Annotated in this window: 14 protein-coding genes; 9 read left to right on the top strand and 5 right to left on the bottom strand. The window is 64.9% G+C overall.

Features of this window, described 5'->3' with window-relative positions:
* The first annotated feature begins 1 nt into the window (after position 1).
* Positions 2-694 (top strand): esterase, encoded by a 693-nt coding sequence (locus AC5Y5W_RS06595; protein ID WP_499900081.1) that lies wholly within the window; start codon positions 2-4, stop codon positions 692-694.
* Between the two features lie 130 nt (positions 695-824).
* Here AC5Y5W_RS06595 and AC5Y5W_RS06600 read toward each other — a convergent pair whose 3' ends face one another.
* Positions 825-2,078, bottom strand: a complete 1,254-nt coding sequence (locus tag AC5Y5W_RS06600; RefSeq protein WP_500010619.1) for an outer membrane protein assembly factor BamB family protein — start codon at positions 2,076-2,078, stop codon at positions 825-827.
* 203 nt (positions 2,079-2,281) lie between these two features.
* Here AC5Y5W_RS06600 and AC5Y5W_RS06605 point away from each other — a divergent pair, with 203 nt between their 5' ends.
* Positions 2,282-3,019 carry an acyltransferase gene (locus tag AC5Y5W_RS06605; protein ID WP_499900082.1) on the top strand — a complete coding sequence of 246 codons (738 nt, stop codon included), beginning with the start codon at positions 2,282-2,284 and terminating at the stop codon, positions 3,017-3,019.
* Positions 3,020-3,034: 15 nt separating this feature from the next.
* On the opposite strand, the gene AC5Y5W_RS06610 is transcribed toward AC5Y5W_RS06605, so the two are convergent.
* The 3 genes from AC5Y5W_RS06610 to AC5Y5W_RS06620 form a co-directional block, all read right to left on the bottom strand.
* On the bottom strand, positions 3,035-3,355 hold the full coding sequence (locus AC5Y5W_RS06610; RefSeq protein WP_500010523.1) for a J domain-containing protein: 321 nt from the start codon (positions 3,353-3,355) through the stop codon (positions 3,035-3,037).
* A 319-nt stretch (positions 3,356-3,674) separates the two neighbouring features.
* Positions 3,675-4,097, bottom strand: a complete 423-nt coding sequence (locus AC5Y5W_RS06615) for an Hsp20/alpha crystallin family protein (RefSeq protein WP_499900084.1) — start codon at positions 4,095-4,097, stop codon at positions 3,675-3,677.
* Positions 4,098-4,225: 128 nt separating this feature from the next.
* Positions 4,226-4,909: a PAS and ANTAR domain-containing protein gene (locus tag AC5Y5W_RS06620; protein WP_499900085.1), complete on the bottom strand. Its 684-nt coding sequence runs from the start codon at positions 4,907-4,909 to the stop codon at positions 4,226-4,228.
* Between the two features lie 121 nt (positions 4,910-5,030).
* Between AC5Y5W_RS06620 and AC5Y5W_RS06625 the strand changes: the two genes are divergently transcribed.
* The 5 genes from AC5Y5W_RS06625 (at position 5,031) to AC5Y5W_RS06645 (ending at position 8,631) form a co-directional block, all read left to right on the top strand.
* A complete protein-coding gene (locus AC5Y5W_RS06625) occupies positions 5,031-5,366 on the top strand; it encodes a heat shock protein transcriptional repressor HspR (RefSeq protein WP_499900086.1) in 336 nt (111 codons plus the stop codon).
* Positions 5,367-5,556: 190 nt separating this feature from the next.
* Positions 5,557-6,450, top strand: coding sequence for a DUF1295 domain-containing protein (locus AC5Y5W_RS06630; RefSeq protein WP_500010522.1), 894 nt, complete (start codon positions 5,557-5,559; stop codon positions 6,448-6,450).
* Entirely contained in the window at positions 6,447-7,580 is a 1,134-nt protein-coding gene (locus tag AC5Y5W_RS06635) for an FAD-dependent oxidoreductase (RefSeq protein ID WP_500010521.1), read from the top strand. Before AC5Y5W_RS06630 ends, AC5Y5W_RS06635 begins: the two co-directional genes overlap by 4 nt.
* Positions 7,581-7,664: 84 nt before the next feature.
* Positions 7,665-8,279 carry a hypothetical protein gene (locus AC5Y5W_RS06640; protein WP_499900089.1) on the top strand — a complete coding sequence of 205 codons (615 nt, stop codon included), beginning with the start codon at positions 7,665-7,667 and terminating at the stop codon, positions 8,277-8,279.
* Positions 8,280-8,307: 28 nt separating this feature from the next.
* On the top strand, positions 8,308-8,631 hold the full coding sequence (locus tag AC5Y5W_RS06645; protein WP_500022235.1) for a DUF3253 domain-containing protein: 324 nt from the start codon (positions 8,308-8,310) through the stop codon (positions 8,629-8,631).
* Between the two features lie 116 nt (positions 8,632-8,747).
* Here the strand turns inward: AC5Y5W_RS06645 and AC5Y5W_RS06650 are convergent, their stop codons facing one another.
* Positions 8,748-10,895, bottom strand: coding sequence for an MMPL family transporter (locus AC5Y5W_RS06650; RefSeq protein ID WP_500010519.1), 2,148 nt, complete (start codon positions 10,893-10,895; stop codon positions 8,748-8,750).
* A 54-nt stretch (positions 10,896-10,949) separates the two neighbouring features.
* On the opposite strand from AC5Y5W_RS06650, the gene AC5Y5W_RS06655 reads away from it, so the two are divergent.
* Together AC5Y5W_RS06655 and AC5Y5W_RS06660 are read left to right on the top strand one after the other, a co-directional pair.
* The gene (locus tag AC5Y5W_RS06655) at positions 10,950-11,540 is read left to right on the top strand and encodes a MarR family winged helix-turn-helix transcriptional regulator (RefSeq protein ID WP_499900092.1); all 591 of its coding nucleotides are present in this window, start codon (positions 10,950-10,952) and stop codon (positions 11,538-11,540) included.
* Positions 11,500-12,138: an SOUL family heme-binding protein gene (locus AC5Y5W_RS06660; protein ID WP_500010518.1), complete on the top strand. Its 639-nt coding sequence runs from the start codon at positions 11,500-11,502 to the stop codon at positions 12,136-12,138. The genes AC5Y5W_RS06655 and AC5Y5W_RS06660 overlap by 41 nt, the downstream gene beginning before the upstream one ends.
* Positions 12,139-12,154 lie beyond the last annotated feature (16 nt).

The following is a 12,154-nucleotide window of genomic DNA, read 5'->3' on the forward strand; positions in this document are numbered from 1 at the left end:
AATGCGCAATGTGATGGTGGCCGCGGTGCTGGCGGTCGCAGCCCTGGTGGGCTGGCCGGATGGGCCGGTGGCGGCGGCAGATCCGTCGTGCGCCAGCCTGGGCGGCAGCGTGGAGAGCGGACAGATGTGTCACGTGCACACGTCGAATGCCACCTACACCCTCGACATGAGGTTTCCGGTCGACTACCCCGACCAGCAGGCGCTGATCGATTACCTGACCCAGAATCGGGACGGGTTCGTCAGTGTGGTGCAGACGTCCGGACCGCGCGATCAGCCCTATCAAATGGACGTGACCTCTGAGCAGTACCGCTCCGGGCAACCGCCGAAGGGCACCCGCAGCGTGGTGCTCAAGATTTTCCAGGATGTCGGTGGCCCACGCCCGTCGACCTTCTATAAGGGGTTCAATTACGACCTCGAGCGACACCAGCCGATCACGTTCGACACGCTGTTCGCACCGGGCAGCAAGCCGCTGGATGCCATCTATCCGATCGTGCAGCGCGACCTGGGACGCCAGACCGGACTGGGCGCGGCAATCCAACCCGGTTCCGGCCTCGACTCGTCGCACTACCAGAACTTCGGTATCACCGACGACCAGTTGATCTTTTACTTCGCGCCGGGAGAACTGCTGCCGCCCTTCGCCGGTGCCGCCCAGGCCCAAGTGCCGCGTAATGCCATCCCGCCGCTGACGGTTTAGGTCGGCTGTACCGGGTCGGCCCCTCGCGGCCCGGCCGTCGAAACTGCGTGTACTGCACGAATTCGCCGCCAAGGGCGCTCTGTGCGCAGGTTGGACGCAGTGAGCGCAGACTCGGCGCGAGTGGCGGGCCTCAGCCCGGGGCGTAGCTGTACACCTGCCCGGCGCTGGTGGTGGCAACCACGCGGCGATCGTTGCCGACCACCACACCGACCGGGTAACCAGTGGCCTCCGGCAGCGGATAGCTGTTGAGGGTGTGGCCGTCCTTCGGGTCGAAAACCAGCAGCGACATGCCGTCCCCGTTGCGGGCCACGGTGTAGCCGGCGCCGGGACCGGCCAGGCTCGACGACGACAGTGGCGTGACGTCGTCGCGGCGCCACACGTGCTCGGCGTGGTCGCCGGCGTCCTTGAACGCGACCAGCTGTGTGTCGGGGCCGCCGCCGGACACGATCAGCCCGCCCGGTGTGACAGCGGGCGGTGTCTGCGCCAGGAATTTCAGCGGCGCCGACCATTTCGGCTTTCCGTCGGAGGCGTGCAGCGCCCATAGCTGTTGGTCGCGGCCGTTGACGTAGACGGTCGAACCGTCGGCGGACAGCACCGGGCTGGCCAGCACGCCGGCGGTGACGGCGTCGCTGGTCCAATCCCGGGTCAGCAGCGGGTCTTGACCCCGGTGGTATTTCAGCCCGACCAGCACCGGCGCCGCCGCGCCCGGCTCCCACAGGCTCACCACCACCGTTTTGCTGGCCGCCGAAAACGCCGGCGCCGCGGCGACCGGGCAACCGGAACGCGCCGGCGCGCAATCGGACAGGCCGCGGGTGAAGTCGGTCGGGTCAACCCCGTCGACCAAGTCCAACGGGCTGCCGGCCGTGATGCCGCGGCGGGCGTCGAATACCAGTACCTGGCCCAGATGGGTGATCACCAGCAGCTGGCCATCGTCGAGAAACCTTGGGGTGGAGGGCATTCCGATCACCGGTGCTCGCCAACGGATCCATTGCGTGGGTGGGAAGGACAGCATCGCGCCGGGCTGGCCAATGTAGACGTTGTCAAAGCCGTCGAAGAGCGGACCGAAAAATCCACCGCCCTGAAACAGCCGGGTGCACCAGCGCTGTCGGCCGTTGTCGTCGTTCTCCCATTCCATCAGCGAGCAGCCGCCCGGAGTCTGGGCGTTCAGCACCAACCAGCCGCGCCCGCTGAGTGCCGGGGCGGCCGCCAAGCTGCCTTTGACCGAGCGGGTCCAGCGCAGGCTCAGCGTGGTCGCCCCGGCTGTCGGGGTGTAGCTGCTGTTGGCGGCATCGCCGTATTGGGCCGGCCAGGCCGGGGCCGGTGCGGCGTCGACCCACGAGTCGGTGTTCTGGCATCCGGCCAGCATGACCGCCAAGAGCATCATCACCGTCGCCGCGAGGTGTCGGGTGCGGGGGAGATGACGAAGCATGGCGCGTCTTGAGGCCGCAATCCGCGCACTCGGCGAGACGGACGTCGGCCAGAACACGGTGCCGAGAGTAACCGAGGAGGGCCGGCGAATGCCTGATTGCCCGGGTTGCCTGTGGGACTTGTGCGGTCTGCATCGGCGCCGGACTAGGATTTCCGGCCATGACGACCATGTGGGGAGCACCCCTGCATATCCGGTGGCGGGGTTCGCGGCTGCGTGACCCGCGCCAGGCCAAGTTCTTGACGCTGGCATCGCTGAAGTGGGTGCTGGCCAATCGCGCCTATGGCCCGTGGTATTTGGTCCGCTACTGGCGGCTGCTGAAGTTCAAGTTGGCCAACCCGCACATCATCACCCGCGGCATGGTGTTCCTCGGCAAGGGTGTGGAGATTCACGCGACCCCGGAGCTGGCGCAGCTGGAGATCGGGCGCTGGGTGCACATCGGCGACAAGAACACCATCCGCGCCCACGAAGGCTCGCTGCGGTTCGGGGACAAGGTGGTGCTCGGCCGGGACAACGTCGTCAACACCTATCTCGACATCGAGATCGGCGATTCGGTGCTGATGGCCGACTGGTGCTACATCTGCGATTTCGACCACCGGATGGACGACATCACGCTGCCGATCAAAGACCAAGGCATCGTCAAAAGCCCGGTGCGGATCGGGCCGGACACCTGGGTCGGGGTGAAAGTGAGTGTGCTGCGGGGCACCACGATCGGCCGCGGCTGCGTGCTGGGATCGCACGCCGTGGTCAGGGGCGACATTCCGGACTACTCGATTGCGGTCGGCGCGCCGGCCAAGGTGGTCAAAAACCGGCAGCTGGCCTGGGAGACCTCGGCCGCCCAGCGCGCCGAACTGGCGGCGGCGCTGGCCGACATCGAACGGAAAAAGGCGGCCCGCTGAGCCGCGCATGACCGCTCAGCGGTGCCAACACACCGGTCCGGCCCAGAGTGGCACCTGCTCATCGGGGGTGTCGGTGCGGGTAACCGTCATCGTGATGGGGTGGGCGTCGGCCTTGGTCACGCTCGCGATGTGGTCGTAGTGGGCGCGACGGGTCTGGTCGCGCAACAACGCATAGGCGGCAAGAATCTGCCGCAGCCGTTCGTCGGCAGCCGAACTCGACGTGCCCGGGCGCACATCTGGATGATAGGTGCGCAGTTGGTGACGATAGGCATGCGTAATTTCTGCTTGCGTCGCCGTCGGCGACACACCCAGCACCGCATAGGGATTGGTTATCATATTTTCACCGCGTTGCAGTCGCGCCATCAGTGATATATGCGGGAGGGACGCGCATAGTGGTCGTGCTGTGCGCGCCCCTCCCGGTCGATGACCTCCGATGCGGTTCGCCGACCATGCCACGACAAGTGGCGGTGCGCGGGGTAAGCGAGATGGCTTCGGGCGCCTTGCGATTCGCTTCAGGATGGCGGAGGGCACGAGGTCATCGGGTGTTTCGCACTCGTCGCGCTATGGTCACCTCCCGTCGTCGGTTATCTGATGGGCAGCCGCCCGCAGGCAGTCGCGTTGATGTTCCACCCCAACAGGTATGCCGTGCCGCGCTTTAGGCGTTGATCGATTGGCGTTCGGCGTCGTGGCTGATTTCGATCCGTCGTGGCTTGGCCCTTTCGGCCACCGGGATTGTGAGCCGCAAGACGCCATCGCGATAGCTGGCCTCGATCTTGTCAGTGTCCAAGGTTTCGCCGAGGAACAGCTGCCTGCTGAACACCCCGCGTGACCGCTCCGCCGAGACCATGTCCCGATTTTGGTCGAGGGCAGGACGTTCGGCGCGGACCGTAAGCACGTTGCGCTCGACGTCGAGGTCGAGTGAATCCGCATTCACACCAGGCAGGTCGAACTCGACAATGAACTGCCCATCCTCGCGCCACGCGTCCATCGGCATTACCGCCGGACGGGCCGCAGTCCCCAGCACCTGCTGCGTCAGTCGATCGAGATCGCGAAATGGATCTGTTCGCATCAACATCATGTTTCACCTCCGCAGTGAGACGATTACCTATGTCTGACGACATAGATAATAGATAACATAGGCCGGAGTCCTGCGCAAGTCGTGCGGTGAGTTTGGTGGCATGCTCGCGAGATCAGACGGCGCGTGCATTACCGCAGGGTGAGCAGAGCATGGTCGACATGAGTCAGCGTGTCCGGCGTCATCCTGCCGCTGCAGGCAGCCAGAAATCGAGCGGCCAGATCCCGAACCTTGATGTTGGTTTCCTGCGAACGCCACACCAGGATGTCGAACGCTCGTTCCGCAGTGATGCCGTATGCGGCCATGAGCACGCCCTTGGCCTGCTCGATGACGGCGCGCGACGTCGTGACGTCGGAGACCAACGCGCTGATATCGGACTGCACGGCATCGGTGACGTCGATGTAGAAGCCGGAACTGCCCGTTACGCTGCCGGCCTCGTCGACCGTACGATCGCCCACCACGATCACCCAGTGGATGTGACCAGCAGTGTCGATGATGCGGTGGCGGCTGCTGAACGGTTCTCCGTTGCGCACCCGATCCAGGGCCAGCGCCACTTGCTGGCGGTCGTCGGGGTGCTTGTGTTCGAGTAGAAGCTCAGTGGTGGGGGTTACCGCACCTGGCCGGTAGCCGTGCATCCGCGCTACCGCATCCGACCACTGCCAGCGTTGATCCTCGAGAAAGAACTGGAACCTGCCTACCCGCTGCGGTTCGCCGTGATTGAGAACCGGGTCGATCTCGTTGGCGTCATGTCTATCCGCTTCGAGCAATGCCTCGCCGGATTGTTGCCCATTGAGGGGTTCTGTGTGTCGGAACATCACAATTACCTCTCGAACTCACAGATGATAACCTATCTTTGCGCCTACAGATTTCTCATACCAGTTATAGTATCCTTGCGCAAGTCCCAGTAACAGGTTCCCTCGTCGAACGGAGCAACGATTGACGAAAGATCCGGCATCTCGGTCGACCCGGGGCGTCTACGGCATCTCGGTTGCATCGGAGTTGTCCGGGATCGGGCCGCAGACACTGCGGCTCTATGAACGCTGGGGGCTGCTGACACCGTCACGCACCGCCGGAGGCACTCGTCGTTACAGCGACGACGACCTCAAGCGACTCAAGCAGATCGCCGAACTCGTGGACCAGGGCGTCAACCTCGCCGGAGTTGTCCGAATACTTGACCTGTCGAGCAGAAACAGTCAACTCGAGGCCGACAACACGCAGTTACACGACGACAACGCCAAGCTGAAAGCCGACCAGGCGCCGGCATCTGGGTAACGCCGCACCCACGTCGGGGGAAAGCCCCGCCTATGCTGGACGACCGGGCAGTCGGAGCAATCGGCCCGACCGCCGGCGTAGTCAACGCGACGGAGCAGATTGATTCCCACATGTGGTCAGCGCGATCATGTCGTCGACCTCACTGAATGGCAGGAGAGTTCGCCAAAGCCGCCCGTCGGACGGTTCCTCGGTGGTTGAGGCAATCAGCAAGCGTCGGTCGTTGTGGCTCATCGGTCTGGCGTATTCCGTGGCGATCGTGGTTGCCGCTGTCTGGCTGTCGCGGGGACCCGCCACCGGGCGATTGTGGTTGGACACTCTTGTCGCCGACGTCGTGGCGACTGTCGTCGTGTTCGGCTTCAGCCGGTGCTTTGGCAATTCCAGCTTCTACGACGCCTACTGGAGCGTTGCCCCACCGCTGCTGATGCTTTACTGGTGGAGCCAGACCGGCAACGGCGTAAATGGGTTGCGCTGCTGGCTGATTGCTGTCGTTGTTGTCGTTTGGGCGGTGCGTCTCACCGCTAACTGGGCCTACGGGTTTCCCGGGCTGCATCATGAGGACTGGCGCTACGCGTTGCTGCGGGAGCGCGCGGGGGGATGGGAGTTCGTCGCTGACTTGCTCGGTATTCATCTGGTACCGACCCTTCAGGTGTTCGTCGCGATGGTCCCGGTCTACGTCGCCGTGACCCGGCCCGGTCCGGGTCTGCCGTGGCTCTGGGGTGTGGCGCTGGTGCTGGGTTTGGCCGCGGTGGTTGTGGAACTCGTCGCGGGTGTTCAGATGCACCGATTTGTCCGCCATAGGCGCCCCGGCGACGTGATGGATCGCGGGCTATGGAGTTGGTCGCGGCACCCGAACTATTTCGGCGAGTTGGGATTCTGGTTTTCGCTGGCGGTGGTAGGCGTCGCTGCCGCGCCCGCCGACGCCTGGTGGCTGTTTTCCGGTGTGCTGGCGATGCTGGCCATGTTCCTCGGTGCCAGCATTCCGATGATGGAGCAGCGCAACCTGCAACGCCGACCCGGCTATCAGGACGTTGTTGATCGCGTGCCCCGCTTGATACCGCGCCCGCCACGACGGCTCGCGGCGTGAACCGCAAACGCGTTGTGATCGCGGGTCTCGGCGACACCGGTGTCCTTACCGCGATCCGTCTTTCGAATCATGTTGATGTGGTCGGAGTCTCGCCCAAACCGGGCTTGGTCAGCGGCCAAGAACTGGGTGCGCGACTGGCCCGGCCGGAAGACTGGGCACGCGACTACTGGATACCGTTCGACCAATTTCGCCGACTGGATCGGGTGCGGATCATCCACGGCGCCGTGACGGGGGTGGACCTCGCGGCGCGTGCGATATTCGTCGACGGCGGCAACGGCGCATCGGGTGTCGAGACGTACGACGCGCTGGTCATCTCGACCGGGGTCACCAATGGTTTCTGGCGGGTCCCGACCGTCCAAACGCCTCTCGACGTCAGCGCCGATCTGCGTGCCGCCCACCACCGACTGGCCGCGGCCGCGTCGGTGATCGTGGTCGGTGGGGGTGCCGCCGCGGTCAGCAGTGCCGCCAATATCGCGACGCGATGGCCGGAGAAACGCGTCGACATCTATTTCCCGGGGACGCGCCCGCTGCGCGAACACCATCCGCGGGTTTGGACAACCATCCGGCAGCGGTTGGACGACCTTGGTGTGGTGCTACATCCGGAGCACCGCGCCGGGGTGCCCGACGGGTTCACTGACGATCAGATCACCCGGGGGCCGGTCCGATGGACCACCGGACAACCATCGGCATGCGCCGATGCGGTGGTTTGGGCGATCGGGCGGGTGCGCCCCAATACCGGCTGGCTGCCGGATGAGTTGCTCGACGACCATGGCTTCGTTCGGGTAAATCCTGATCTGGGGGTGCCCGGGCACCCCGGTGTCTTCGCGGTAGGGGACGTTGCGGCCAGCGATCCGCTTCGCAGCTCGGCCCGCAACAGAGCAGATGGCTTGCTGGCCCATAACATTCGCGCCTGGTTCGCAGGCCGATCGCTGCGCTACTACCGGGCGCCGAAACGGCGCTGGGGCTCGGTGCTCGGCGTTCAGCCCGATGGGCTTCAGGTGTTCGCTCCGACCGGACATGGCTTTCGCTTTCCCGCGTGGTCGATCGATGCGGTATTGCAGCCGTGGATCGTCCGCAGGGGCATATACCGGGGAGTGCGGAAAAACGACCCGTTTGCCCAACATCGGTGAAGGTTGAGCACCGGTAGGGGATCGCCGAGTCGCGCAACAACGGTCGACGTCGGGTGGTCGAGGCGAACGCTACCCTCGGACATGATGAGCGCCGACCACCTCGTTTTCCGGGGCCACATCGCGGGTTTTGGAACCCGGTTGGGGGCACGAATCGTCGTCGGATGCTGGACCGAGTCGCCGTTCGGCCGCTTCACCGACGCGATGGTGCAGACCGCCGACGACGAACGCATCCTGTTGGCGCCCTGCGATGACGTCGCCGACTTCGTGTCGTCGACTTATCACTTCGAGCGAGTCATGGTGGGACCGGTAGACGCACGGCTGACGGGCGAGACATTGACCTTATCGGCGAGTGAACTGGATGTCGTGGTGTCCATCGGGGGTCCTACGGGAATCAATCGGCTTCTTCGATTGATACCGGTGCGGTTAGCCGCCGCCCGATGGTGGTTATCGACCATCGATCCGATAGTGGCCCGGATCTTGCCCGGTGTCCGCACGGCGGGTACCGCGGGCCGCGGTCGCCGGGAGTATTACGGCGTCCATCGCTCCCGGCGAATCACGAGTGTCACCGGGCGGTTGCACGGCGCGGACCTTGCCGGGCTGGCCCCGCTTGAGCCACCCGTCCAGTTCGGGTTCGGGTCAGCCCCGGCGACGCCACAAATCGTCGCGGTGACGACGCGCATCGACCTCGGGCGGGAGTGATCGCTTCGTGCCTGGCGAAAGGTCGACTGTGCGGGACGAACTGGCGCGACTTGCGGCGGGCTCGAGCCCCGCAGCGGGTGCCGCCCGAGTTGCCCTTGGCGGTGGATCAGAGTCGGCGCGGCTGCGAGCGGCAATACTTGCCCTGGCGCAGCACCGCGCACCGGCCGGCTCCACATGTCCCTCCGATGCGGCCCGGGCCCTCGGAGGCGCTGGTTGGCGTGACCTGATGCAACAGACTCGCGACATCGCCGTCTCGTTGGCACGGAATGGCCAGGTAGTCCTCACTCAACGCGGCGCCGTGCTGGACCCAGATGCACCGTGGCGTGGACCTATCCGCATCAAAGCGGTGTAGGTAAGCGCGTTCTTCCATATCACGCATCAGCGCGGGTGCCATGATGACATCTCGAGCCCACGAAGTCCGGCGCAGCACGAACGTCGATGCGTCTACCGGAAACCGCCAGCATGCACCTACTTACGTTGACGGTGGCGTCGATGACGGCCGTCTGCAATGGGGCTACCGTCGGCGGCCGCGTTGTGAACCGGTCGCCGGGCAAGAGCAGCCGGCCACCAGATTCGGTCGCCGATCAGCGCGAAAAGTGCCGGAATGACCAGGGTGCGAACGACAAAGGTGTCTAAGAGGATGCCGAGTCCGACGATGATGCCCAGCTGGGTCAAGACGATCAACGGGAGCACACCGAGTACACAAAACACCGCTGCCAGAACGACTCCGGCGCTGGTGATCACCGCACCGGTGGCCGACACGGCTCGGATCATGCCCTCGCGCGTGCCGTGCTCGCGAGCCTCCTCGCGGGCGCGGGTAACCAGGAATATCGTGTAGTCGACCCCCAGCGCCACCAGAAACAAGAAGGCGAACAGTGGGGTGCTGTTGTCCAGGGCCGGAAAGCCGAACAGATGGATGCTGACAAACCCGCCCAGGCCCAGCGCGGCCAAAGCACTCAGCACAGTGGCTGCGACCAGAACCGGAGGCGCCAGCGCAGCGCGCAACAGCAGGTACAGCACCGCCAGCACGACAAGCAGGATGACAGGGATCAACACGACGCGGTCGCGTCCGGCGGCCTCGCGGATATCGAGTGCCTGCGCATCTGAACCACCCACCAGCGCACTCTGTTCCACCGAACCGACTGACTCGCGCAATGCACGAACGGCCGCGAAAGCCCGGTCTGTCGACGGGGCCGCATCGATGACCACCGACCACTGGGTCAGCCCGTCAGCTGATTGCCCCGCGGGGGTCGCCGAGACAACACCGGGGACTGTGGTGATGCGCTGCTGCAGCTGCGGGGCTCGCACGGTGGAACCAATCACTACGGTCGGGTCGGCAACCCCGCCGGGGAAATGCGCTGCAAGCGTGCTGAATCCGATCACTGAATCGGCTTGGATGCGGAACTGCTGGGTCTGCGACAATCCGACGTGGATCCCGAGCAGACCGCTAGCCAGCGCAGTCAACGTGAGGACCGCGCCGGGGCACACCGGCCCGGGCCGATGGCCGACCGCATCGGCTACTCGGTGCCATCCGCCGTTGGCCGTTGTCGGTGGGTCGCCGAGGCGAGGAATGAACGGCCAAAACATCTTCCTGCCGCCCAAAGCCAACAGCGGCGGCAGGATCAATAGAACGAACGCCGCTGCCACCAGCAGGCCACACCCAGCACACACCCCCAGGCTGCGGGTGCTCGGAGTCACCGCAAGCAGTAGCGTCAGCAGGGCCAGCACCACGGTGGCGTTGCTCGCCAGGATCGCCGGGCCAGACGCGGCCACCGCCCGGCGTAGCGCCTCGCGGTGGCCGGGCACGCTGCGCAGTTCCTCGCGGTAGCGCGAGATCAGCAACAGCGCGTAATTGGTGCCGGCCCCGAACACCAGCACGCTGGTGATCCCCGAGGTTGAGCCGTCGAACGTCACGTTGGCCACTGCTGCGACGTCACTGCCCAGCACGTTGGCCACCCGGTCGGCGAAGCCGATCACGCCCAGCGGTGCCAGCCACAACACCGGTGAGCGGTAGGTAGCGATCAACAACAGCGCAACGACCAGAGCGGTGACCACCAGAAGCGTGACGTTCGCGCCCGAAAATGCGTCGGCAATGTCGGCGCCGAAGGCCGGCCCACCGGTGAGATGGGCGGACAGCGTTGACGGCAGACCGTCGGCGCTGGCCGCCCGCAATGATTTCACCGCGGCATCGAGCTCAAACCCCGAAAGCCTGCGGCTCAACGAGACCGTGGCGATTGCCGCTTTGCCGTCGGCCGACACGATGACGGGCGGTTCAGTTCCGGAAAACGCCTGGGGAACCCGTTGCATCCGGTTTCGCGCCTGTTCGGTTGCCACCAGGTCGGCGGTTCCCAGCGGGAATCCGTCGTTTCGGGTGATTACCAGGATAGCCGCCACCCGGTCACCTTCGGGGAAGTGAGTCAGCAGCGCCGCCGCTTCGGCCGAAGCTGACGAGCTCGGAACAGACACCGGCGACTGGCCCGCGGCTTTATTGGGCCCCGACACTGTCATCAATGCACCCGCAACCAGCATGAGAGACAGCGCCAACAGCCAAGAAAGGCGCCCCGTCACGGCAGCGGACAGACGCTCCCACACCACGCCCAAGAGCATTTCATCCATTTAACGATTAATCAACTTAACAATCTCGGCCAATCGCGCTATGCTGCGATTCTGATGAACTCGGGCCTGGGAGCTGACCGAGCAGGTCTGGAAGAACTGATTTCGGCCGACGCGCGGGCCCTGACCGCGGAATCCGAGCAGATTGGCCGGTTGTTCGCCGATGTTCATGATGTGCATGCCACCGACTTTCGCGCGCTGCTACAGATTCTGGTGGCTGAGCGGGCCGGCACGCCGCTGACGTCGGGGGAGCTAGGCCAGAGGCTGGGCCTGTCCGGGTCTGCGATCACCTACCTGGTCGAGCGGATGATCGCATCGGGCCATGTCCGACGGGACTCCGACGTAGCCGACCGGCGCAAGGTCATACTGCGTTACTCCGATCACGGACGTGAGACTGCCGGTGCTTTTTTCATTCCGTTGGCAACGCATACCCGCGCCGCGATGGTTGACATATCCGATTCCGACCTGGTGGCTGCGCACTCGGTTTTCGCCGCTCTCATCGACGCGATGCGGACGTTCAAGCACGAACTCACCGCTTCAATGCGTGATCAGCCACCAGAGACGGGTACCACTTCGTCACATCCACACACGTCGAAAGGAGGCGGTAATGCTGGGATCGATCGTCTCGCTGGCCCGCCAACTGCTTGAAGCCGGTGGTGCGGTGGTAGGGCTGCGGCACGGCACCGAGGAACCCGACCACAAAGTCGAGCAGGTAATCGGCGGCGTCGAAATCCGCCGCTACGGCGAGCGAATCGCGGCCGAGACAACCGTGGTCGCCGGAGAAGAGGCAGCGCGCAACGCCGGTTTCCGCCGGCTGGCGGGCTACATCTTCGGTGGAAACCACACCAACGCCACAATCGCGATGACCGCACCGGTAGCACAGCAGACCGGCAGCGGTGAGAAGATCGCTATGACGGCACCGGTCGCGCAGCGGGCTGGTGATGACGGCAGCTGGGTGATCCGCTTCTTCATGCCCGCCGATAAGACGATGGAGTCATTGCCCCGACCTGACGATGCAGCCGTCAAGCTCGTGACCGTTCCAGCGGAAACCGTTGCGGTGCTGAGGTTTTCGGGCAGCCGCAGCCCCCGCGCGGTCGCATGCAAGACCGACGAGCTGATGGGAATACTGGGGGAGAATGGACGCGAGCCCGTCGGAAGACCCACCACGTGGTTCTACGATCCGCCGTGGACCATCCCGATGCTACGGCGCAGTGAGATCGCCGTTCCCGTCAAACCCGCCTTATAACTTGTAACTGGAAGGA

The organism is Mycobacterium sp. NGS51 (assembly GCF_059812525.1).

Excerpts from the sequence above, each read along its gene's own strand:
- AC5Y5W_RS06620 (WP_499900085.1), bottom strand. The coding sequence starts at position 4,909 with ATGTTCCGACACACAGAACCCCTCAATGGGCAACAATCCGGCGAGGCA.
- AC5Y5W_RS06610 (WP_500010523.1), bottom strand. The coding sequence starts at position 3,355 with ATGATAACCAATCCCTATGCGGTGCTGGGTGTGTCGCCGACGGCGACG.
- AC5Y5W_RS06605 (WP_499900082.1), top strand. The coding sequence starts at position 2,282 with ATGACGACCATGTGGGGAGCACCCCTGCATATCCGGTGGCGGGGTTCG.
- AC5Y5W_RS06640 (WP_499900089.1), top strand. The coding sequence starts at position 7,665 with ATGAGCGCCGACCACCTCGTTTTCCGGGGCCACATCGCGGGTTTTGGA.
- AC5Y5W_RS06650 (WP_500010519.1), bottom strand. The coding sequence starts at position 10,895 with ATGGATGAAATGCTCTTGGGCGTGGTGTGGGAGCGTCTGTCCGCTGCC.
- AC5Y5W_RS06655 (WP_499900092.1), top strand. The coding sequence starts at position 10,950 with ATGAACTCGGGCCTGGGAGCTGACCGAGCAGGTCTGGAAGAACTGATT.
- AC5Y5W_RS06615 (WP_499900084.1), bottom strand. The coding sequence starts at position 4,097 with ATGATGTTGATGCGAACAGATCCATTTCGCGATCTCGATCGACTGACG.
- AC5Y5W_RS06600 (WP_500010619.1), bottom strand. The coding sequence starts at position 2,078 with ATGATGCTCTTGGCGGTCATGCTGGCCGGATGCCAGAACACCGACTCG.
- AC5Y5W_RS06660 (WP_500010518.1), top strand. The coding sequence starts at position 11,500 with ATGCTGGGATCGATCGTCTCGCTGGCCCGCCAACTGCTTGAAGCCGGT.
- AC5Y5W_RS06595 (WP_499900081.1), top strand. The coding sequence starts at position 2 with ATGCGCAATGTGATGGTGGCCGCGGTGCTGGCGGTCGCAGCCCTGGTG.